We start from the raw sequence: 20,371 nt of genomic DNA on the forward strand, positions 1-20,371 counted from the left end.
TCGTTTGCAGGAACCAGAAAGCACCCCCACCCAGCCTCCCCCTCAAGGGGGAGGAGTCTGCCGGTGGATAAGTCTGGATCGAGTTCCAAAAGTTGAGCCATCGCCTCCCCCTTGAGGGGGAAGGTTAGGGTGGGGGTGCTGGCGAGCCACGATGCCCAAACGGAACTCAGGTACCCCTCACGACAATTCCGTCACAATCCCCTCGCCACCCCGGCCATCACGTGCTAAACGCCGCTCAGCCGAAGGTGGTCTGCCAAGATTGCCGGCTGGTTAGGTTCGATGGCGGGGATTCCACCCTCCCCATCGAACCGACCTAAGCTGAATCACGCCTTGCGGCCGATCCGATCCAGCGTGGCGAACTCATCGTCGCCGAGCGCGATAGCCGCAGCCGCCACATTTTCTTCCAGATGCTTGACGCTCCCGGTGCCCGGAATCGGCAACATGACCGGCGAGCGCTTCAGCATCCAGGCCAGCGCGATCTGGCTGGCCGAGGCCTCATGGGTGTCCATGATCGCCTTGAACTCGGCGCTGGTGGATTCCAGATTGCCGCCGTCGATCGGCCGCCACGGAATGAAGCCGATGCCGTTTTGCTCGCAATAGTCCAGCACATCCTCGGCATCGCGGCTGACCAGATTGTACATATTCTGCACCGTGGTCACCTTGAAGTACGTCTGCGCCTCCTTGATGTCGGCGACACTGACCTCGCTCAGGCCCACATGGCGGATCAGGCCCTTCTTCTGCATGTCGGCGATCGCCCCGAACTGATCGGCACGTGGCGTAACGCTTTCGATGCGGTGCAATTGCCACAGATCGATCACCTCGAGCTTGAGCCGGCGCAGGCTCTGCGTCACCCCCTGGCGCAGGAACTCTGGCCGCGCCAATTGATGCCACTGGTCCGGCCCGGTCCGCGTCAACCCGCCTTTGGTGGCGATGATCGTGCCCTGCGAATAGGGCGCCAGCACCGCCCCGATCAACTCCTCGCTGACATAGGGGCCATAGCTTTCTGCCGTATCGACAAAATCGACATTGATCTCGGGCAACCGCCGCAGCGTTGCCTTGGCTGCCTCCAGATCGGCCGGTGGGCCCCAGATGCCCTTGCCGGTAATGCGCATCGCGCCAAAGCCCAACCGGTTGACCTTCAGGTCGCCGCCAATGGAAAAAGTCCCCGAACGGGACGCGTCGAGTTCAGCCATGATGCTCTCCAGGATTTTCGCGCCGCATCGGCGCCGCTAGTTGTGTTCTTCAGGTAGGTCGGGAAGCGGGGCGAATTCCACGCCCTCTTCGGCTAACGCGATCACCTCGTCGCGCGTTGCCTCGCCATAAATGCCGCGGGCCTCGACTTCCTCGAAGTGGATTTTCCGCGCCTCTTCGGCGAACTTGTCGCCGACATAGTCGGCTTCGCTGGTGACCTTTTGACGATAGGCCCGCAGCATCTCGCGGAGCTTGGCCGCGTCGGGATGCCCGGCGCTCAGCGACATTTTCTCCGAGCCCGATCGCGCCACCGCCGGCGCCATCAGCGCCTTGCTCACCTGCGCCGAACCGCACGTGGCGCAACTGACTACGCCGCGCGCCTGCTGCGCGTCGAACGCAGCAGCATTCTTGAACCAGGCATCGAACCGGTGGGCGTTAGCGCATTCAAGCGTATACTGGATCAAAAGATCATCCTTGCACTAGGCCGCGCCCAACCGCGGCTCACGCCGATAATCCCGGAGCTACGACAAACGGGCGCGCATTGGCCAGCGCCGGAATGCGGCTTCGCGCATCCTCCACCGCTGCCGGGTCGATATCCGCCACCAGCACGCCGGGAGTATCATGATCGAGTTCGGCGATCACCTTGCCCCATGGATCGATCACCAGCGAATGCCCATAGGTTGCGCGCCCGTTCTCATGGTTTCCACCTTGTGCCGCCGCGATCACGTAGGAGCCGGTTTCAATCGCCCGCGCCCGCAACAGCACATGCCAATGCGCCTGTCCCGTCGGTACCGTGAATGCCGCCGGCACCGCCAGCACCTGCGCCCCCGCATTCGCTAAGGCATTGAACAACGCCGGGAACCGCATGTCGTAGCAGATCGCCAGCCCCAGCGTGATCTCGTCCACCTGCGCCGTCACCGCCGCCTCGCCGCCGCGATAGGTCGCGCTTTCGCGATAGGCATTGAGCCCGGCAATGGTCGCATCGAACAGATGGATCTTGTCATAGAAGCTCAAAACCGCCCCGTCCGGATTGAACAGGATCGAGCGGTTGGCAAACCGTCCATCCGCCAGCGCCACCGCCATCGAGCCGATATGGAGGTAAATCCCGTGCTCCCGCGCCATGCCCGACAATTGCGCCAGCCACGGATTGTTCTCGAACGGCCCCGCCACCCGCGCCAGCCCCTCGCGGTTCTCGGCGAACGCCATGGTCACTTCAGGCGTCAGCACATAGCGCGCCCCCGCCGCTGCCGCCTCGGACACCAGCAAGCGCAATGCCGCAAGATTCCCCTCCGGCTCCAGCCCCGACCGCATCTGAATGGCAGCGATTTTCATGGTCAGCGCAACACTTTCGATCTGGTCTTCGCTCAATGCCTCAGTCGGCGCCTCCCCTGCCAGGGGGAGGATCAAGGTGGGGGTCTGCCACCCCGACATGGGCTCTGGGACACCCACCCAACCTCCCCTGGCAGGAGGAGGAGCCGTTCAGCGGCCTGACGACTGAGTCGCGAGCCCACCTCTGCTAAGCTTCTAGCAACGCATCCAGCCCACCGGCGCGGTCCAGCGCCGCCATGTCGTCATAACCGCCCACATGGGTCGCGCCGATGAAAATCTGCGGCACGGTGCGCCGTCCATGCGCACGCTCGGTCATAGCTGCCCGTAGGTCCGGATCCAGCACGGTGATTTCGGTATAATCGGCACCCTTGTCGGCCAGCAGCGACTTGGCCGCGTGGCAGTAAGGACAGGTCGGGGTGGTGTAAATTTCTATCTTGGCCATGGCTACTCTCCGAAAGTATTGGCGTTTCCTCAAAGCTATATGGGCATTTCCGCGCCAATGACAACACGCGCGAAGGTCATCACGTCCACATGGGCCACCCCCGCCTTGAGCAGGGTCCGCGTCACCACCTTGACGGTGGAGCCGGTCGTATAGACGTCGTCCACCAGCACCACGCGCCGCCCTGCCAATCGCGCTATCATGTCGGGATGCACCGCGAACGCCCCCGCCACGTTGCGCGCCCGCCCGTCGCTGCTCAGCCCCACCTGCTGGCGCGTTCGCTTGGTCCGCCGCACCAGATGCGGGTCCATTGCCAGCCCGGTCAGGCGCGCAATGCCCAGCGCCAGTTCGCCCGATTGATTATAGCGCCGTTCGCGCTGTCGCCCCGGATGCAGCGGCACTGGCACCAGCACCGGATTGCCGTCCCACAACTGGTGTCCGGCCGCCGCCATCAGCCGCGCGCAAAACCGCGCCAGTTCCGGCCGGTCGCCATATTTGAGGCGCGACACCAGGGTGCGTGCCACCTCATTGTAAATCACCGCCGCCCGAGCTCGCCCGAATGGCGGCGGCTCGGCTATGGCTTCGGCCGACAGGGCCTCCGGTCCGACGAAGGCGCCAAACGGCACTCCCAGCCGCGGGCAGAGCGGCGCCGTGATCGGCCGCAACTGGGCAAAACAGGGGCCGCACAAAGCATCGCTCACCGCCATCGGCGCCTCGCACTGCAGGCATGCCGGCGGATAGAGCTGATCGAGCAGCAAGCCACCGGCGCGCCGCAGCCCGGCGATCACGCGGTGGTGCAGCGCCTCGGTTTTGACAACCTCGTCCATGCTCTCCATAAGCACCGATACTGCCACCGCAACCCAACGCTGTCGCCCCCGCCCATGGCCCTGCCGCCAAAAATTTTCGACGCCGAGCTGATTGCCCGCCGCCTGGCGCGTCGCAGTGGCGACGATTTCGTCATGGACCTGGTGCTGGGCGATCTGGAGGAGCGCCTGCTTTCCCTGATCCGCGATTTTCCGCGCGCCCTGCTGATCGGCCCCGATATCGCCCGACTGCCCGCCACCGGCCGGACCGCCAAGGGTGAATTTGCTTATATCCGCCTGCCCGCCTTTACGCCGGACGGCGAACTGCCCGCGCTTCCGGACGGCGAATTCGACCTGATCGTTTCCCTGCTCCACCTCCAGGCCGTCAACGACGTGCCTGGCTACCTCGCCCAATTGCGCGCCCGTCTCGCTCCCGACGGCCTGCTGCTGGCCGCAGCCCTGGGTGGCAATACGCTGACCGAACTGCGCGAGGCTTTCCTTGCCACCGATGCCGAACTTTCGGGCGGCGCCTCGGCACGCGTCGCTCCCTTCATCCAGGTGCGCGACGCCGGCGCCCTGCTGCAACGCGCCGGCCTTGCCCTGCCCGTTGCCGATGTCGAAACCCACATCGTGCGCTATTCCTCCCCCTTTGCCCTGATGGCCGAGCTCAAGGCGCTCGGCGCCGCCAATCCGCTCCACGATCGGTCCCGGCGCTTTGCCACACGCACCCTGCTCACCGCCGCCGCCCAGGCCTATGCGCGAAAAGACGCCGACCCCGATGGCCGCATCCGCGCCACGCTCGAGTTGATCTGGCTCTCCGGCTGGCGTCCCCACGAAAGCCAGCAACAGCCCTTGCAACCGGGTAGCGCGACGGTCAGCATGACGCAGGTCCTGGGCAACAAGGCAAAATAACGCCTAGGCCTCCGATCCCTCTGGTCGGGACACCTCACTGCGGGCGAGACGGTCCAGCCATTCCCCCATCAAGCCCCGTTCGCCGTTCGTCAGAGACATCGCCTGCGGCAGGGCGGCCCGCAAGGTGATCGCGGCGCCCGCCACACCTGCCTGCTGGCGCGACGGCGTGTCCGCCACGATAGCCGCAATGACCGCCTCGCGCGCTGCCTCGACCAGGCCTGGGTCGCGCTGCGCTTCGGCCATATTGAGCAGCGTGAGCACCGCGCCATCCCCCATGGCCTGCACCAACGCCAAGGCCCGCTCCTCCGCGACCCGCAACCGCCCCGCCAATGCAATTCTCTTGATCCGCGCCCGCAACACCTCCAGCCCGATCGTCACCGCGGGCGACACTTGCCGCGGGCCAGGATCACCGCTCATGATGGCGAACAGGCCCGGATGATCCAGGCCAAAGGCAATATGGGTGTCCCAGCCGTCGCGCAGGTCCTGCACGGGATCGGGATGCGGCGGGCGCTGGGCCTTCCCCGCCATATAGGCAGCCAGTCCATGCTCGGCCACCGCATCGAGCAGTCCGCGCTTGTCACCAAACAGGCGATAGATCGTTGGCGCCTGGACCGACGCCGCGCTCGCCACGGCGCGCGTCGTGACTGCGTCACGCCCCCCTTGGGCCAGCAGCACCGCCGCAGCCTCAATAATGCGCGCCCGCACATCGCCCCGGGCGGTATCGATGTCCAAACCGATTTGCGCGTCGCCTGTGCTCATGGCTGCATAATATCACCATTATGTTTCCATCGATAGCACGAACTTGTTAGCGATCTTTATCTGTGATAACAGTACAACCTGATCGCTGATAACGGCGCGCTTTGTTGGCTCGTCATGGGAGAAACCATCATGATCATCATTACCGGGGCCAACGGCCAATTGGGCCGGGCCATCGCTGAACAATTGCTCGAACGCATTCCCGCCGCCCGGATCGGCGTCAGCGTCCGCGACATCGAGGCGGCCAGACCGCTTGCCGATCGCGGCGTCCGCGTCCGTCAAGCCGATTTCGCCGACCCGACGACCCTGCCGCACGCCTTCGAAGGCGCCAGCCAACTCCTGTTGGTCTCCTCCAACGCCAGGGCCACCGGCGGCGACGCCATTGCCCAGCATCGCTTGGCCATTGCCGCGGCCGCCGCAGCGGGTGCGCGACGGATCGTTTACACCAGCCATATGGCCGCCGGCGCCGCCTCAGCCTTCCCGCCCATGCTCGACCACGCCGCGACCGAAGACATGCTGGCGCAGTCGGGCCTCGCCTGGACCGCCCTTCGAAACGGCTTTTATGCATCGAGCGGCATTGCCCTTTTGGGCAACGCCTTGGACACCGGTAGGCTCTCCGCACCCGCCGACGGCAGGGTTGCCTGGACCACGCATGCCGATCTGGCCGAAGCTGCGGCGATCATTCTGGCCCAGGACGGCGGTTTCGAAGGTCCGACGCCGCCGCTGACCGCTTCCCACGCACTCGATCTCGCCGATCTGGCTGATCTTGCCGCAAGGCTGCTGGGCCACCCGGTTGCGCGGCAAACACTTGCCGATGCGGATTTTCTGGCGCTCATGGCAGCCCGCGGCGTGCCTGAAAACCGCGCCGCTATTGCCCTTGGCCTCTACGTCGCCAGCCGGCACGGCGAGTTCGGCACCATCGACCCCACGCTGGAGCGCCTGCTCGATCGCCCGCCGATCGCCATGCACGAGGTGATGGCCACCCACATCGCCGCGGCCAAGGCGATCCAGGCCCCATAAAAAAAGCCGGCGTGTTCGCCGGCCTTTTCAAGTTCAAACCGGCAAGCCTTTATGCGGCAGCTTCTTCGTCCGGGGCTGCATCGGCTTCGGCGGCATCGGCCTTGGTGCGTTTCGGCGACTTGGCCAGGTTGCGCTGGATCAGTTGGATCGCCTCGGTCAGCGTCAGCTTGTTGACGGCGCTGATTTCGCGGCTCATGCGGTCCATCGCCTGCTCGAACAATTGGCGTTCCGAATAGCTCTGCTCGGGCTGCTCTTCGCTGCGATAGAGATCCCGCACCACTTCGGAAATGGCGATCAGATCGCCCGAATTGATCTTGGCTTCATATTCCTGGGCACGGCGGCTCCACATGGTGCGCTTGACGCGCGCGCGGCCGGTCACGGTCGTCAGGGCCTGGGCGACCATATCCTCCTCGGCCAGATGGCGCATGCCGACCGATTTGATCTTGGCGACCGGAACGCGCAGCGTCAGCTTGTCCTGCTCGAAGCTGATGACGAACAGCTCCAGCGTCAGGCCGGCGACTTCCTGCTCTTCGATCGCCACGATCATGCCGACGCCATGAGCGGGATACACGACAAATTCGCCGATCTTGAATCCAAGCCGCTGCGTGGTCTTTTTGGCTACCATGAGATAACTCCTGTTTGACGCCCCGATGGACAGTTCCCTGCGGGAAGGACCGTCCATTCCGTACTGTTCAATCCCCGCAAGGGGCACACTCGACGCAGTCAGGCTCACTGCCCGCCCGGTCCGCTTTCCGGCGCGCTCAGCATCAATCGATGATTTGTCAAAAAAAATGTGCCTGGCGGCACTCTGGTGACGGGCTTGGCTGCATGTAGACAGACCATAGCACAAAATTTCAGCAAAATCAAAAGGAACGAATCAACACCTGGTGCATCCAGCGACCTGAGCCCTGGGCGCCGGAAAGCTGCCACTTGCGGCCAGGCATCACCCGAACATCAGCGGCTCAATCGCCTTCGCCGGGCGTTTCGGAAAAATACTTCTCGAACTTGCCTTCCTGGCCGTCGAACTCTTTGGCGTTGGCCGGCGGATCGCGGCGCTCGCTCAGGTTCGGCCAGACCGAGGCATATTTCGTGTTGATCTGCAGCCAATGGTCCAGCCCGCTTTCGGTATCCGGCTTGATCGCCTCGGCCGGGCATTCGGGCTCGCAGACACCGCAATCGATGCACTCGTCGGGATGAATGACGAGCATGTTCTCGCCCTCGTAAAAGCAGTCGACCGGGCACACTTCGACGCAGTCGGTATACTTGCACTTGATGCAATTGTCGGTGACGATATAGGTCATCTGGCGGGCGGTTCTTGGGGGAAACGGGAATGGAAAGGGCTTGCCAGCGGGTTGCTAGACCCTTTTTCCGCGCGCTGCAAGGCTCCCCGGCGGATCGCTGTTGTCGCCGTTACCTGCAATCGCAGCAGGCTCTACCCTTCCCGCTCGTCACGAACTCTGGTCATCGTCCTTGAGCCGATCGGTCTCACGCCGCTCCTTCTTGGTCGGTCGCCCGGCGCCATCCGAGCGCTGCGCGATCGCGGCCTCATAGGGCGAGCGCTCGGCTCTTGGCAGCGGCTCGGGCGACAGATCCTCATATAGTCCCTGCGCTTCGCTCGCCGGTCCCCGCCGCGTGCCGGGATCGAGGATCTTCCACACCACGATCCGGTCATGGATCGCCATGGTCAGCACGTCGCCGGCGCCCACCATGTGGTCGCTATCGAGCGTTTTTTCCGAATTGACCCGGATTGCCCCGGTCTCGATGATCTTCTGCGCCAGCGTGCGCGACTTGATGGCGCGTGAAAAAAACAGGAACTTGTCCAGCCGCTCCTTGCGAGCCAAGCCTTGGGGGCGAACCGCCCCTGTTCCCGTTCCTGCCAATCGTTACTCGGGCTTCTTGTTGCGCAGCGCCGCCAGCGCCGCGAACGGGCTGTCGGGATCATAGACCACCTTGCGCTCCTCGCGTACCGGACGTGTATTGTCCTGCCGCGCCGGCTCGCTGCGCGGCTTCTCGAATTTGGGCCGCGCTTCGGCCTTGGCCCGGTTTTCGAACCGCGCCTTGCCATTGAGGTGCTGCGCCTTGGTGAGGTCCTGCACTTCCCCCTCGGGCCGACGATTGACGATCCGCTGCGGCGGTGCATCGGCGGGTCGCGTCCGATCGGGCCGCGGTGGGCGCACCTGCTGCACTTCCCCTTCGGGACGCTGCGGACCGCGCCGCGGCCGGCCTTGGCGCTTGGCAGTGTCCTGTACCCTTTTGCCGCCGGGAAACCAAACCTCGTCGAACTCCGGCTCGACCGGCTTGGCATCCTCTACCGGCACTGCGACCAGGTCCACTGCCGCGATTGGTGCGGCTTCGACGATCGTCGTTGCTGCAATTTCGGGCTCGACCACCGGCTCATCGGGCACGGCTTCGATTTCCGCAACGGCCGAAGGCTCGATTTCGCTCGGATTGTCCACCAGCACCGCTTGCAGCGCCGGCGCTTCCGCTATCGGCGCTTCGGCCACCACAGGCTCGACGACCTTGAGCGTCCGTCGCAACCGATAGCCCAGCGAGCTCAGAATCGACGCAAAGTCCTCCCCCGAACATCCCAATAGCGAGGTCATCTCGACCGTCACGCGAAACCCGTTGCCCTCGGCAGCGCCCATCGGCGGCTCGCCCTGAAACCGGCTCGGATCGACCGCGATCAGCGGCCGGATGATATCAGCCAGCCGCTCAAGGATGTCGACCCGCACCGCCCGCTTGCCCGCCACCTTGAAGCCGGCAATTTCATAGAGCTGCTGGTCGACCCCGGGATCGATGAGAAACGAGGTGCGTCCGCTGAGCACGATATGGGGCAGGTCCGTCACGCCCGGCTGGCGGATGCCGCCATGCTTGAGTGCGAACAGGATCAGCGCCAATTCGCGCGGCGCGGGCTTGAGGCTGAGCGGCAGGTAGATGTGATAGGCGCCGAACTTGATGCCCAGCTTGCGCATCTTGCCGCGCACGTCCTGATCGAGGTTCTTGACCTCCTCGGCCACCTGCGCCCGCGGCATCAGCCCCAGGCCCTCGAACAGCTGGAACGCGATGCCGCGCGCCCCCCCTTCCAGGTCGGCCGGTGCTTCCAGCACCATCAGTTGTTCCAGCACGGTGTTGATATGGTGGCGCAGCCACAAGGCCAGCCGCTCCTGCACCCGCTCCAGATCGGGCCCGGTCAGGCTTTCGTCGGCCAGCAGCAGAATGCGCGGCCGCAGCAGCGCGTCACCCTCGAGCAGTTCGGCAACGACATCGCCCTTCCACCGCATCCGCCCGTCGGTCGCCAGGACGAACTCTTCGTTCGGCGCCCCCGCCAGGCGCTCGGCCCGGTTGTGGATTTCGGGGGCCACCACCTGGTCGGCAGCAGAGCGCACGCCCTTGGCGTCGATCTCGCCCTCGCTGCGCGCCATCGTGAAGCGGAAGCCTTCGAGCGTGCCGATAAGATGGCCTTCCAGCCGCACTTCGCCTTGGCTATTGATCTCGACAGATGCCATACGTTTGTCTTTCAGATGTCGGAGCAGCACGCTGGTGCGGCGGTCGACGAACCGCTGGGTCAATCGCTCGTGCAGAGCATCGCTCAGCCGATCTTCGATATCCCGCGTCTTTTCGCGCCAATGGACTGGGTCCGCAAGCCAGTTTTTGCGATTGGCGACAAACGTCCAGGTGCGGATTTGCTTGATACGGTTACTAAGCGTGTCGATATCGCCGCTCGAATTGTCGCAAAACCGCACCTGCTCGGCCATCCAGTCGGGGTTCACCGCCTGCTTGCGCATCAGGTCGGAATAGATCCGGGTGATGATTTCGCCATGCGCAGCCGGTGAAATCCCCAGGTAATCCGGGGTCTGGCACACATCCCACAACAGTTTGGCCCCGCTCAGCCCCCGTGCCAGGGCGCCCGCTTCGTTGCGGGCCACGAATTCCAGCGCCCGCTGGTCCGTGGCGATCGGCACCCGCGTCAGGCTGCGCTGCTCGGGCGTCCGCTCAAGGCTGTCGAGCAAGGCCGGGATCGACGAGAAATCCAGCGCATTGTTGCGCCATTGCAGCACTTTGATCGGCTCGAAATCGTGGGTTTCCAGTGCCACGATCATCTCGTCGTCGAACCCTTCGGTTCCCGCCGTTACCCCGAACGTGCCATTGCGCGCATGCCGCCCCGCGCGCCCGGCGATCTGCCCCAGCTCGGCCGGCGTCAATGGCCGGCTCTGGTGCCCGTCGAATTTGGTGTCGTCGGCAAAGGCCACATGATGGATATCGAGGTTCAACCCCATGCCGATGGCGTCGGTCGCCACCAGAAAATCCACATCGCCATTCTGGTACATCTCGACCTGCGCATTGCGCGTGCGCGGGCTCAGCGCCCCCATCACCACCGCCGCCCCGCCCCGCTCGCGCCGGATCAGCTCGGCAATCGCATAGACCTGGCGGGCCGAGAATGCCACGATCGCCGAGCGCTCCGGCTGGCGCGAAATCTTCCGGGAGCCGGCATAGCTCAACTGGGAGAATCGCGGTCGGTCGATGATTTCCACATTGGGCAACAGCCGCTTGATCACCGGCGCCATGGTCGCGGCGCCCAGCAACAGCGTCTCGCTCATGCCGCGCGCATGCAGGATGCGGTCGGTGAACACATGCCCACGGTCGAAATCGATCGCCGTCTGGATTTCGTCGATCGCCACGCAATCGACCTTGATGTCGGTGGGCATCGCCTCCACCGTACACACCCAATAGCGCGGCCGGGGCGGCACGATCCGCTCCTCCCCCGTTACCAGCGCGACGGCGCCTTCCCCTGCCCGCTCCGCCACGCGATGATAGACCTCGCGTGCCAGCAGCCGCAGCGGCAAGCCGATCATGCCGCTCGGATGGGCCAGCATCCGCTCGATGGCAAAATAGGTCTTGCCGGTATTGGTGGGCCCGAGAATCGCCTTGAGCGTTGAATATGGTGAGAAAGTCATCGTCGCCAATGTAGGACGCCGGGGCGCCCGATAGAAGTGCCAGAACGCGCAACGTCCCACAACAGGACACAACAAACGACGGAAATCCATGTCCGTTTGGTGACAGAACGGGCCGCGAACAAACCGGAACCGAATCGATGAGACTCGGTGAGTCTCACTTTGTTCCGGTCTAACTCTGGTAGGTCGATACCGCCGAACCCACTAACATCTTTGTGACGCGCCGGGCCGGCCGCCTCAAACCGCAAGTCCCGTTCAAGATCGTTACGCGATACTTAACAAACCGCCGAATCTGCCCTCCAAAGCCCAAACATGAAGCGATCGTTAAAGCCCCAACCCGCTATTTTTCTTGAGCATTCAGTCTGTGTCCCAAGCCGGCAAAGGCGTTCAAACTCCTAAATTGCGGAAGTCCACTATTGACCGTCCCGACCCGGGACACGCATCCGCGGCTAATCACCCTGCCTTCCCCACCAAGCGCAGGGCTATCGTCCCTAGCCCAGACCTTTGACAAATCTCGCAGTCAACGCCTCCCCTTCCAGGGGGAGGAACAAGGTGGGGGTTTACCATCCCCCATATCCATGCTCGCGCGCCCCGAACCATCCTCTCCCTGACGAGGGAGGAGCTGCCCGGTGGCACTGGCAGGATTATGCTCGCATAACCCATTGCCTTCCCATCAAGGAGACTTCCGAGCGAGCCGCAGGGACGAACTATCCAAAGCTCCCGTTCCGAAACAGTCCAAGAGCCCAACCGCATCCCCCGTTAACCCCCGCATCAAACCCCGAACGAACACGGATCGAATCGGGCGAACCGTGCCAGTGCGCCTTTGTTCACCCCCCGCCCCTGGTGGTCGGACCCACCGCCACCCACCAGGCGTTCATCGTCCGCCGGAGCGAACCCGCTTTTCCCCAAAAAGCCGTTCATCTTCGTGACCAGACCGTGAATTCGGCCCTGCCCAACGCCCATTCTGAACGACAGGTTAAAACCCGATTGCCGTCGTCGATCCCGGCCGTCATCTCTCCCGCGCTGGTTTCCAACCCTTTCCCGACGCGAAATTGACGAAAAACCCGTTGACCGTCCCAGGCCGGGACAAGCGTGTCGCCGCAGCAAAGCGCCGCCGCGAGTGCTCGACCCGCCCCGGCAGCATCAAAATAAAGGAAAAATCAGGTCGGCGCCGGCTAAGGCGTCATCGCCGTCAGCACCATGGACAGATCGCCTACGCTGGTGGTCAGCAGCACGCGGTAGGGAATGAAATATCCCGTCTCGCCCAATGGCGCGTACCAGATCAGGATGCGGTCGCTATCGGCCAGGTAGCTGGTCATTTCCGAACTGGTAAAATGGCCCGAGATCGGCTGGTAATCCAGATTGCATAGGATGACCGGCCCCTGGTAACCGGTGCGCGGCGAAGTCGCCTGGTCTTCGGCTGCGAAGGCCATGACGATGTTGAAGCGCTCGACCCCGGTGAACACCGCAAGCTTGCGCCGACACAAAGCTTTGTCCAGCGCCCCGCCCTTGACCACGAAGGCCGACAGCACATCCCCCACATTGCTCAGATGCGAGCGCTCGATCGGCACCCGGTTGTAATTGTCCACCAACGGCGGATCGACCCGGAACGCCGATACGTCATGGCCCGCATAGCTGACATCCACCGTGAAAACCTCGCCATTGGCCCGGGTCTCCAGGTCGAACTGCTGGCTGGTCAATTGCGGCACGCTCGATTGACCGCTGGCCGTCACGCTGGCCGTGCCGCTCGACACCAACGCACCCAGTCCGGCCACCTTGGCTTCCAGATCAAGGCTGTAGCGCCCGCCGCTATCGGTCAGGTCCACATCGACATTGGCCACGTTGATGCCGCCTAACGTCACCACATAGCGCGCATTGGCGTTGACATCCGCCGCCAGCGCCGCGTGAGCGACCAAGGCGAAGGCGCCGGCACAGATAAATCGGGACAGGATCACGATGGCTCGTCTCTCAGCACGCGTGGCAAGGACGGCACGCCCCCCGGCGCCGCAGCGAATCAGTTCGACCCAGAAAATGCCTGCGCCGATCCCCCCTTGCAAGCCGATCGCGCCCGTTTGAGCCCGCCTCGCCTTGACGGCGTCGCCCGTTTTCTCTAAAGACGCCCCAGATTTCACAACAATCAAGGCCCGTTGCGGACGTCTCCGCCACGCAGGACCTTTACACAAATAGGATATCTCGATGGCCCGTCGCTGTGAACTGACTGGCAAGGGCGTGATGACCGGGAACAATGTGAGCCACGCGCTCAACCGCACCCGTCGCCGCTTCCTGCCCAACCTCTTGAATGTAACCCTGCTGTCCGAGGCGCTTGGCCGCCCGGTCAAGCTGCGCATCTGCGCTGCCGCCCTGCGGACGGTGGAACATCGCGGCGGTCTCGATGCCTTCCTGCTCAAGCAGGATGACGCCGACATGAGCCCCCTGGCCCGCGGCCTCAAAAAGGAACTGCGCGCCGCTCTGGCCGCCTAAGTTCATCGAGTCCGGGTTTGGACCGCGCAGCGCCCCAGTGCTGCGCGGTTTTTGTTTGAACATACAGCTCAGCCATCAGGGTCTCTGCTGTCGCTCGCCCGCCGGTCGATAGCCTGGCGTAAACCGCGAACCCCTGTTATTGAACGCGTCCCGCCCCGGTCTTTTGCCGGCCAGCGCCTATGAGGTCCATTGCCATGTTCACTCGCCTTTTGGTGGCCATCGCCGCCATGGTCGTGGTTGTCGCCGCGTCCAACATACTCGTGCTCTATCCGCTGCAGGCCCAGCTTGGCTCTGTCAACCTGGCGGATTTGTTGACCTGGGGCGCCTTCACCTTCCCCTTTGCCTTCCTCATCACCGATCTGACCAACCGCTTCGATGGCCCGCGCAATGCGCGCCTCGTGGTTCTGGTCGGCTTCCTGGTTGGCCTCGGCGTCTCGTTTTATCTGAGCTATCACCCGCTGCCCTGGAATGCCGGTGGCGCGCCCGCCACCACGCAGCGCATCGCGCTGGCTTCGGCGTCGGCGTTCCTTGTCGGGCAATTGCTCGATATCGCCGTGTTTTCGCGCCTTCGCGCCAGCCGCTCCTGGTTCCTGCCGCCGCTGGCAGGCTCGCTGTTCGGCTCGATCATCGATACGACGATCTTCTTCGCCTTCGCCTTCGCCCCCGCCCTGGCCGGCATCGACGCCCTGTTCGGCCTCGCGGACGGCTCGCTTGGCTTCCCCGCGCCCTGGCTCGGCATCGGCCCTGAAGTGCCCCTCTGGACCTCGCTCGCCACCGGCGATTTCCTCGTCAAATTCCTCGCCGCTTTGTTGCTCCTGGCGCCCTATCGCGCGCTGATGGGGCGGCTGATGCCGCTACCGCCCCTAGCGAGCGCCTGAGCGTCGTTCTTCCCCTCGCCCCTTGAGGGAGAGGGACAGAAATTCTTCGTTCAGAAGAATTTCAGGGTGAGGGGTTCTGCGCTTCCCCATGCTTCGACGCTATGGCTACGGCCCCCTCATCCGGCCCTTCGGGCCACCTTCTCCCACAAGGGCAGAAGGGTGACAACTGAGAATTTTCGGCTCCTTCCCCTTCTCCCCTTGTGGGAGAAGGTGCCCGAAGGGCGGATGAGGGGGCCTTATGGTGCCAGCGCAAATTCCAGCAACAGATTGCGCTCCCAATCGTTGAAATTATTGTCGCTTCCCAGCACGATCCGCGTTTCACCGCCGGGCGCGGTGTGAACCGCCACCTGCTCCATATTGTCGATCGTCCCGCCACTCGCCTGCAGCAGCACTTCGCCCACCATCAGATTGCCCGGCCGCACATCCTGCGCCCGCACCCGCCGCAGGGTCATCGTGAATGCCAGGAACGACACCCCGCGCTCCAGCACCAGCAAATCGCCATTGGGCAAAAACGCGCAATCGGTTGGGTTCACCGCCGGGCTCGATTGATAGCTGAGCGGCCCCTTGTCGTTCTGCCCCAGGAGCCAGGCGACGTGCTGGCCGTCATCGTCGATCACCCCTTCGGTCAACAGCAGTGTCGAGCCGGCGATCGGGGAGGCGTCGGGCGCCACGCAGACTGCTTCCAGCGATTCATTGGTGCGCGTATCGGTCAGCCATTCGGGAACCTCCACCTCCTTGGCCGCTCCGCCGGGCACCATGTCGGTCAGCTCGAACTCCGCTACCCGCGTCAGGTGCTCGAACCCCACCCGCACCGCTTCCGGCACGCCATTGCGCAGCACCGTCGTGATCGCCTCGGCATCGCGGCTATACTGCCGGGGCAACGGCGCGCCCTTGGAGTTCTGGATCGGCTCGATGCGCACGCCGATAAAGCCGAACAGCCGGTTGCCTTCATCGTAGGCCAGTTGTCCAGAGATGAAATTGCCCCGGTCCGAAACCAGCGCCACATGCTGGTCGGTGCTGGTGAAGGCGATCCCCGACAGCCCCCCGAAGCTGTCGTCCTGGCTGACCATGGCGATGCCGCCGCGCCAGATCAGCCGATCGACCGGCCCATCCAGGGGAACGCCGCCAAAATCGGTGATCTGCACCGCGCCCACGGTCAGTTCGGCCGCGTCGGCCTGCCAGACGGCCGCCATGGCCAAGGCCAGAGCGAGCGCGCGGCGGATCATCCGCGCCGCCCCCGTCGCACCTGTGCCGGCGGCTCCTCGTCGAATAGGGCCGCCAGCTCGTCGGTCAGTGCCCCGCCCAATTCTTCGGCATCGAGCAGCGTCACCGCCCGGCGATAATACCGCGTCACGTCATGCCCGATCCCCACCGCCACCAGCTGGATCGGCGAGCGCGTCTCGATATCCTCGATCACCTGGCGCAGATGGGCCTCGAGGTAATTGCCGGCATTGACCGACTGCGTTGAGTCATCTACCGGCGCTCCATCGGAAATCACCATCAGGATGCGCCGCGATTCCGCCCGCGCCATCAGCCGCTTGCGTGCCCATTCCAGCGCCTCGCCGTCGATATTTTCCTTGAGCAGCCCCTCGCGCATCATCAGGCCCAGATTGCGCCGCGCATGCCGCCACGGCTCGTCCGCCGCCTTGTAGATGATGTGGCGCACGTCGTTGACCCGTCCCGGATTGGCCGGCCGATTGGCCTCCAGCCAGGCCTCGCGCGACTTGCCGCCCTTCCAGGCCCGCGTGGTGAAGCCCAGGATTTCCACCTTGACCCCGCACCGCTCCAGCGTGCGCGCCAGGATGTCTCCGCAGATCGCCGCAATGGTGATCGGTCGCCCCCGCATCGAGCCCGAATTATCGATCAGCAGCGTCACGATCGTGTCGCGGAAATCGGTGTCGTTCTCGACCTTGAACGACAATGCCTGCATCGGATCGGTGACCACGCGGGTCAGCCGCGCCGTATCCAGCAGGCCTTCCTCGAGGTCGAACTGCCAGCTCCGGTTCTGCTTGGCCATCAGCCGCCGCTGCAGCTTGTTGGCCAGCCGCGCTACCGCCCCTGCGAGATTTTCCAGCTGCTTGTCGAGCAGCGCCCGCAACTGGTCGAGCTCCTCGGGTGGGCACAACTCGCCCGCCTTGACGATCTCGTCGAACTTCTGCGTGAAAATCTTGTAGTTGAACTGGTTCGTCGCCCGCTCGCCGCCGTCCTTGGCCGGCGGCGGCATCGGCGCGTCTTCCCCCGCTTCGGCCGCCGCGTCCTCGTCGGTATCGGCCATGTCGCTGTCGATGCCATCGACATCGCCGGTTTCCTCGGTGTCGCCGGCGCTTTCATCCTGCTCGCTGTCGGACTGATCGTTCTCGCCTTCGCCCTGTTCGGGCGACTGATCGCTGCCCTCGGCCTGGTCGGGCTCCTGGTCGTCGCCATTGTCCTCGTCGCTGGCGTCGGGGTCTTCCAATTCGCTTTCGGGCACCAGGTTGAGGTCGCGCAGCAGCGCTTTGGCAATGCGCGAAAACGCCTCCTGGTCCTCGTAGCGGGTCAGCAGCTTGTCCAGCGATGCCCCGCCTTTGGCTTCGATCTCGGCCCGCCATAGATTGACCAGCCGATGTCCCGATGGCGGCACCGGCACGCCGGCCAGTTTTTCGCGCAACAGCAGGCCCAAGGCCTCGGCGATCGGCGCGTCGCCGCGATCGCTGACCTCGGCGAAATTGGCGCGGAACAACCGGTCCTCCAGCATTTCCCCGATATTGCCCACCATCCCGGGCATCCGCACGCAGCCCAGCGCCTCGACCCGCGCCTGCTCCAGCGCGTCGAACGCTGCCCGCGCCATCGGGTCAATCGGGCTGCGCTTGCGATGGGTATCGGGATCGTGGCTGGCCAAGCGCATCGCCATGGCATCGCCCTGCCCGCGCGCCACCGCGATATCGCGCCGGCTCGGCAGCCGCGGCAAGTTGGCCAGCCGCGCCTTGTCGGAGGTCAGGAGCGGCCGGTCGGCGGTGAATGACACCTCCAGGTCCGCCTTGCCGCCAATGGCGCGCACCGTCGCGCCCATGGCGGCTTTGAACGCCTGGGTCTGGTCCGGCTTATTGGCTTTGCTGCGGGGTGGCTGTGCCATTCATCAATACTCTGGGCTCTTGCTGCCCCTCCCCATGCGGGGAGGGAGTGAGCGTAGCGAACCGGGCGGGGCAACTCGCGTTCGGCGCGAATTCCCATCCTTGTCACCGCGTCATTCCCGCGAAAGCGGGAACCCATTCGTCTGCGATCCAAGAGTGGGTTCCCGCTTTCGCGGGAATGACGCCGGAATTGCAATTATACGGCCACCGCCAGGTTCGCCGAGCTCTCCGGCAAATCTTCCCCGAACACCCGCTGATAGAACTCGGCCACCACCGGCCGTTCCAGCTCGTCGCATTTGTTGAGGAACGTCAGCCGGAACGAAAACCCGACATCGCCAAAAATCTCGGCATTCTCGGCCCAGGTGATCACCGTGCGCGGGCTCATCACCGTCGACAGATCGCCATTGATAAAGGCCGAGCGCGTCAGATCCGCCAGCCGCACCATGTTGGACACGGTCTTCTTGCCCTTGTCATTGGCCGCATAGCTCTTGGCCTTGGCCAAAACGATGCCCACTTCCTTGTCGTGCGGCAGATAATTGAGCGTCGTCACCAGGCTCCAGCGGTCCATCTGGCCCTGGTTGATCTGCTGGGTGCCGTGATAGAGCCCCGACGTATCCCCCAGCCCGATCGTATTGGTGGTCGAAAACAGCCGGAACGCCGGATGGGGCACGATGACGCGGTTCTGGTCCAGCAGCGTCAGCCTGCCGGCAACTTCCAGCACGCGCTGGATCACGAACATCACGTCGGGCCGGCCCGCGTCATATTCGTCGAACACCAAGGCCACATTGTTCTGCACCGCCCACGGCAAAATGCCGTCGCGGAATTCGGTGATCTGCTTGCCGTCCTTGAGCACGATGGCGTCCTTGCCGACCAGATCGATACGGCTCACATGGGAGTCCAGATTCACCCGCACCAGCGGCCAGTTCAGCCGGGCGGCCACTTGTTCGATGTGCGTCGATTTCCCCGTGCCGTGATAGCCCTGCACCATGACGCGGCGGTTGAAGGCGAAGCCCGCCAGGATCGCCAATGTCGTGTTGCGGTCGAACAGATAGTCCGGATCGACCGGCGGCACATGGCTGTCGGCCTGGGCATAGCCGCGCACGATCATGTCGGAATCGATCCCGAACAGATCGCGGGCCTTGTAGTCGGTATCGGGCAAATTGGTGTAGTCGCTCATGGCAGGGCTCTTGGCGGCAAGAAACGGAACGGGCGGGAAAAATTCGGCGAAGTCGGGCGCTCTATAGCAGCATTGTGACGGCCGGGGTAGCCGTTAGCGGGCATGACTGGGACGCTTCCATGCCACGCCCTCGTGGTTCGAGGCTCGTAAAGAAGTCGCACCTCACCATGAGGGCTACCAGACACTCGGTCCAACAACAGCCCTCCTGGTGAGGTGCGCTTCTTCAGCGCCTCGAACCACGAGGGCGTGGCACCATTTACTTCGCCACGAACCCCGCCTTCTTCAAATGCGAATACGCCGCGATGATGGTGCGCAGTCGGTCCTCGGACGATTTGTCGCCGCCATTGGCATCGGGATGGTGCAGCTTGACCAGGCTCTTGTAGGCCTTCTTGATCTCGTCGGATTTGGCCTGGCCCAGAATGCCAAGCGTTTCCAGAGCCCGCCGGTCCGGCTCGTGCAGTGGGCGCGAGCGCTCCTCGGCCGGTTTTTGCGATTGGCGATGCCGGTACTTGGCGAACACGCCGAACGGATCGCCATATTTGTCGCCGGACCCCAGCCCCGCCGTCTTGGCCGTGCGCGATGCCCGCGCGCCGGCTTGTCCCGTGCCGAAGCTGGTGCGCGCCTCCGGCTTGGGTGGCGCGTGCAGCGCCTCTTCCAGGTCATCTTTGTCCATGCCGGCAAAGAAGTTGAACGCCGTATTGTAGTGGCGCACATGCTCGAGGCAGAAATTGTGATACTGCCCTTCGTTGCGATGTCCCTTGGGCGCGCGGTGCGTGCCCGCCTTGTCGCATCCTTCCCAGTCGCAGCCGATGGCGGCGGGTTCGGGCTTGTCCTCCCGGCGCGGGCGGATGCGGATCGTGTCGAAAAGCTTGGATTCGATTTTCATTGCGCCTAGCTACTACCCAATAAACCGTCAACAGAAACGTCAAACCATGTCCATGACCGACACCATCACCGACAAGCTGACACGGGCGCTGGCGCCCGTTCACCTCGACGTCATCGACGAATCCCAGCTTCACCATGGCCACGCCGGATGGCGGGAAGCTGGTGAAACCCATTTTCGTGTCAGAATCGCGACCCGCCATCTTGAAGGCAAGTCGCGCGTCGCGCAACACCGCGCAATTCTCGAAACTCTCGCCACCGAACTCGAGACCGGCGTCCACGCCCTTGCCATCGAGGTTCTGCCGGTAAATGGCCCCTTCGAATTGCCCCACGGGGTTTGATTTCTTGTCTTGCCCTCGCCCCTTGCGGGACTTGGAGACGGTGCCGAGGCCACAAGACGCTCCAGTGGCCGTCTTGAGCCGAACAAGGACCAACATTTCT

At 64.0% G+C, this 20,371-nt stretch carries 20 protein-coding genes; 5 read left to right on the top strand and 15 right to left on the bottom strand.

The genetic code is table 11. From position 1 onward, the window contains the following. Positions 1-323 precede the first annotated feature (323 nt). The 5 genes from ACFE8X_RS16645 to ACFE8X_RS16665 all read right to left on the bottom strand — a co-directional run bounded on the left by ACFE8X_RS16645 (position 324) and on the right by ACFE8X_RS16665 (position 3,786). Entirely contained in the window at positions 324-1,193 is an 870-nt protein-coding gene (locus tag ACFE8X_RS16645) for an aldo/keto reductase (RefSeq protein ID WP_375452618.1), read from the bottom strand. A gap of 36 nt (positions 1,194-1,229) precedes the next feature. Continuing rightward, positions 1,230-1,655, bottom strand: a complete 426-nt coding sequence (locus tag ACFE8X_RS16650; RefSeq protein ID WP_375452619.1) for a DUF1178 family protein — start codon at positions 1,653-1,655, stop codon at positions 1,230-1,232. A gap of 37 nt (positions 1,656-1,692) precedes the next feature. After that, positions 1,693-2,523 carry a carbon-nitrogen hydrolase family protein gene (locus ACFE8X_RS16655; protein ID WP_375452652.1) on the bottom strand — a complete coding sequence of 277 codons (831 nt, stop codon included), beginning with the start codon at positions 2,521-2,523 and terminating at the stop codon, positions 1,693-1,695. Between the two features lie 184 nt (positions 2,524-2,707). Further along, positions 2,708-2,962, bottom strand: coding sequence for a glutaredoxin 3 (grxC, locus tag ACFE8X_RS16660; protein WP_375452620.1), 255 nt, complete (start codon positions 2,960-2,962; stop codon positions 2,708-2,710). A gap of 35 nt (positions 2,963-2,997) precedes the next feature. Continuing rightward, positions 2,998-3,786 carry a ComF family protein gene (locus ACFE8X_RS16665; RefSeq protein WP_375452621.1) on the bottom strand — a complete coding sequence of 263 codons (789 nt, stop codon included), beginning with the start codon at positions 3,784-3,786 and terminating at the stop codon, positions 2,998-3,000. A gap of 54 nt (positions 3,787-3,840) precedes the next feature. Here ACFE8X_RS16665 and ACFE8X_RS16670 point away from each other — a divergent pair, with 54 nt between their 5' ends. Continuing rightward, on the top strand, positions 3,841-4,674 hold the full coding sequence (locus ACFE8X_RS16670; RefSeq protein ID WP_375452622.1) for an SAM-dependent methyltransferase: 834 nt from the start codon (positions 3,841-3,843) through the stop codon (positions 4,672-4,674). A 3-nt stretch (positions 4,675-4,677) separates the two neighbouring features. Here ACFE8X_RS16670 and ACFE8X_RS16675 read toward each other — a convergent pair whose 3' ends face one another. Then, positions 4,678-5,433 carry a TetR/AcrR family transcriptional regulator gene (locus ACFE8X_RS16675; protein WP_375452623.1) on the bottom strand — a complete coding sequence of 252 codons (756 nt, stop codon included), beginning with the start codon at positions 5,431-5,433 and terminating at the stop codon, positions 4,678-4,680. Between the two features lie 129 nt (positions 5,434-5,562). Between ACFE8X_RS16675 and ACFE8X_RS16680 the strand changes: the two genes are divergently transcribed. Beyond that, positions 5,563-6,450: an NAD(P)H-binding protein gene (locus ACFE8X_RS16680; protein WP_375452624.1), complete on the top strand. Its 888-nt coding sequence runs from the start codon at positions 5,563-5,565 to the stop codon at positions 6,448-6,450. 49 nt (positions 6,451-6,499) lie between these two features. Here ACFE8X_RS16680 and ACFE8X_RS16685 read toward each other — a convergent pair whose 3' ends face one another. From ACFE8X_RS16685 to ACFE8X_RS16705, 5 genes are all read right to left on the bottom strand, one after another. Beyond that, positions 6,500-7,075, bottom strand: a complete 576-nt coding sequence (locus ACFE8X_RS16685) for a CarD family transcriptional regulator (RefSeq protein ID WP_375452625.1) — start codon at positions 7,073-7,075, stop codon at positions 6,500-6,502. A 337-nt stretch (positions 7,076-7,412) separates the two neighbouring features. Next, complete coding sequence (gene fdxA, locus ACFE8X_RS16690; protein ID WP_375452626.1) at positions 7,413-7,751, bottom strand: ferredoxin FdxA; 339 nt, start codon at positions 7,749-7,751, stop codon at positions 7,413-7,415. A 147-nt stretch (positions 7,752-7,898) separates the two neighbouring features. Beyond that, on the bottom strand, positions 7,899-8,291 hold the full coding sequence (locus tag ACFE8X_RS16695; protein ID WP_375452627.1) for an RNA-binding S4 domain-containing protein: 393 nt from the start codon (positions 8,289-8,291) through the stop codon (positions 7,899-7,901). 42 nt (positions 8,292-8,333) lie between these two features. Next, complete coding sequence (locus tag ACFE8X_RS16700) at positions 8,334-11,405, bottom strand: helicase-related protein (protein ID WP_375452628.1); 3,072 nt, start codon at positions 11,403-11,405, stop codon at positions 8,334-8,336. Between the two features lie 1,172 nt (positions 11,406-12,577). After that, entirely contained in the window at positions 12,578-13,357 is a 780-nt protein-coding gene (locus ACFE8X_RS16705) for a DUF3108 domain-containing protein (RefSeq protein ID WP_375452629.1), read from the bottom strand. A 241-nt stretch (positions 13,358-13,598) separates the two neighbouring features. Here ACFE8X_RS16705 and rpmB point away from each other — a divergent pair, with 241 nt between their 5' ends. Both rpmB and ACFE8X_RS16715 read left to right on the top strand, forming a co-directional pair. Beyond that, positions 13,599-13,883, top strand: coding sequence for a 50S ribosomal protein L28 (rpmB, locus tag ACFE8X_RS16710; RefSeq protein ID WP_375452630.1), 285 nt, complete (start codon positions 13,599-13,601; stop codon positions 13,881-13,883). A gap of 194 nt (positions 13,884-14,077) precedes the next feature. Continuing rightward, positions 14,078-14,761 carry a queuosine precursor transporter gene (locus tag ACFE8X_RS16715; RefSeq protein WP_375452631.1) on the top strand — a complete coding sequence of 228 codons (684 nt, stop codon included), beginning with the start codon at positions 14,078-14,080 and terminating at the stop codon, positions 14,759-14,761. A gap of 236 nt (positions 14,762-14,997) precedes the next feature. On the opposite strand, the gene ACFE8X_RS16720 is transcribed toward ACFE8X_RS16715, so the two are convergent. The 4 genes from ACFE8X_RS16720 to ACFE8X_RS16735 form a co-directional block, all read right to left on the bottom strand. Further along, positions 14,998-15,987, bottom strand: a complete 990-nt coding sequence (locus ACFE8X_RS16720) for an esterase-like activity of phytase family protein (RefSeq protein ID WP_375452632.1) — start codon at positions 15,985-15,987, stop codon at positions 14,998-15,000. Further along, entirely contained in the window at positions 15,984-17,873 is a 1,890-nt protein-coding gene (cobT, locus tag ACFE8X_RS16725) for a cobaltochelatase subunit CobT (protein WP_375452633.1), read from the bottom strand. The genes ACFE8X_RS16720 and cobT overlap by 4 nt, the downstream gene beginning before the upstream one ends. Positions 17,874-18,067: 194 nt before the next feature. Continuing rightward, positions 18,068-19,048, bottom strand: coding sequence for a cobaltochelatase subunit CobS (gene cobS, locus ACFE8X_RS16730; protein WP_375452634.1), 981 nt, complete (start codon positions 19,046-19,048; stop codon positions 18,068-18,070). A 256-nt stretch (positions 19,049-19,304) separates the two neighbouring features. Continuing rightward, on the bottom strand, positions 19,305-19,934 hold the full coding sequence (locus tag ACFE8X_RS16735) for a J domain-containing protein (RefSeq protein ID WP_375452635.1): 630 nt from the start codon (positions 19,932-19,934) through the stop codon (positions 19,305-19,307). 52 nt (positions 19,935-19,986) lie between these two features. Here ACFE8X_RS16735 and ACFE8X_RS16740 point away from each other — a divergent pair, with 52 nt between their 5' ends. Continuing rightward, the gene (locus ACFE8X_RS16740) at positions 19,987-20,271 is read left to right on the top strand and encodes a BolA family protein (RefSeq protein ID WP_375452636.1); all 285 of its coding nucleotides are present in this window, start codon (positions 19,987-19,989) and stop codon (positions 20,269-20,271) included. The last annotated feature ends 100 nt before the right edge of the window (positions 20,272-20,371 follow it).

This window comes from uncultured Devosia sp. (assembly GCF_964244875.1).
Taxonomy (GTDB): domain Bacteria; phylum Pseudomonadota; class Alphaproteobacteria; order Rhizobiales; family Devosiaceae; genus Devosia.

Excerpts from the sequence above, each read along its gene's own strand:
- ACFE8X_RS16645 (WP_375452618.1), bottom strand. The coding sequence starts at position 1,193 with ATGGCTGAACTCGACGCGTCCCGTTCGGGGACTTTTTCCATTGGCGGC.
- ACFE8X_RS16655 (WP_375452652.1), bottom strand. The coding sequence starts at position 2,523 with ATGAAAATCGCTGCCATTCAGATGCGGTCGGGGCTGGAGCCGGAGGGG.
- grxC (WP_375452620.1), bottom strand. The coding sequence starts at position 2,962 with ATGGCCAAGATAGAAATTTACACCACCCCGACCTGTCCTTACTGCCAC.
- ACFE8X_RS16665 (WP_375452621.1), bottom strand. The coding sequence starts at position 3,786 with ATGGACGAGGTTGTCAAAACCGAGGCGCTGCACCACCGCGTGATCGCC.
- ACFE8X_RS16670 (WP_375452622.1), top strand. The coding sequence starts at position 3,841 with ATGGCCCTGCCGCCAAAAATTTTCGACGCCGAGCTGATTGCCCGCCGC.
- ACFE8X_RS16675 (WP_375452623.1), bottom strand. The coding sequence starts at position 5,433 with ATGAGCACAGGCGACGCGCAAATCGGTTTGGACATCGATACCGCCCGG.
- ACFE8X_RS16680 (WP_375452624.1), top strand. The coding sequence starts at position 5,563 with ATGATCATCATTACCGGGGCCAACGGCCAATTGGGCCGGGCCATCGCT.
- ACFE8X_RS16685 (WP_375452625.1), bottom strand. The coding sequence starts at position 7,075 with ATGGTAGCCAAAAAGACCACGCAGCGGCTTGGATTCAAGATCGGCGAA.
- fdxA (WP_375452626.1), bottom strand. The coding sequence starts at position 7,751 with ATGACCTATATCGTCACCGACAATTGCATCAAGTGCAAGTATACCGAC.
- ACFE8X_RS16700 (WP_375452628.1), bottom strand. The coding sequence starts at position 11,405 with ATGACTTTCTCACCATATTCAACGCTCAAGGCGATTCTCGGGCCCACC.
- rpmB (WP_375452630.1), top strand. The coding sequence starts at position 13,599 with ATGGCCCGTCGCTGTGAACTGACTGGCAAGGGCGTGATGACCGGGAAC.
- ACFE8X_RS16715 (WP_375452631.1), top strand. The coding sequence starts at position 14,078 with ATGTTCACTCGCCTTTTGGTGGCCATCGCCGCCATGGTCGTGGTTGTC.
- ACFE8X_RS16720 (WP_375452632.1), bottom strand. The coding sequence starts at position 15,987 with ATGATCCGCCGCGCGCTCGCTCTGGCCTTGGCCATGGCGGCCGTCTGG.
- cobT (WP_375452633.1), bottom strand. The coding sequence starts at position 17,873 with ATGGCACAGCCACCCCGCAGCAAAGCCAATAAGCCGGACCAGACCCAG.
- cobS (WP_375452634.1), bottom strand. The coding sequence starts at position 19,048 with ATGAGCGACTACACCAATTTGCCCGATACCGACTACAAGGCCCGCGAT.
- ACFE8X_RS16735 (WP_375452635.1), bottom strand. The coding sequence starts at position 19,934 with ATGAAAATCGAATCCAAGCTTTTCGACACGATCCGCATCCGCCCGCGC.
- ACFE8X_RS16740 (WP_375452636.1), top strand. The coding sequence starts at position 19,987 with ATGACCGACACCATCACCGACAAGCTGACACGGGCGCTGGCGCCCGTT.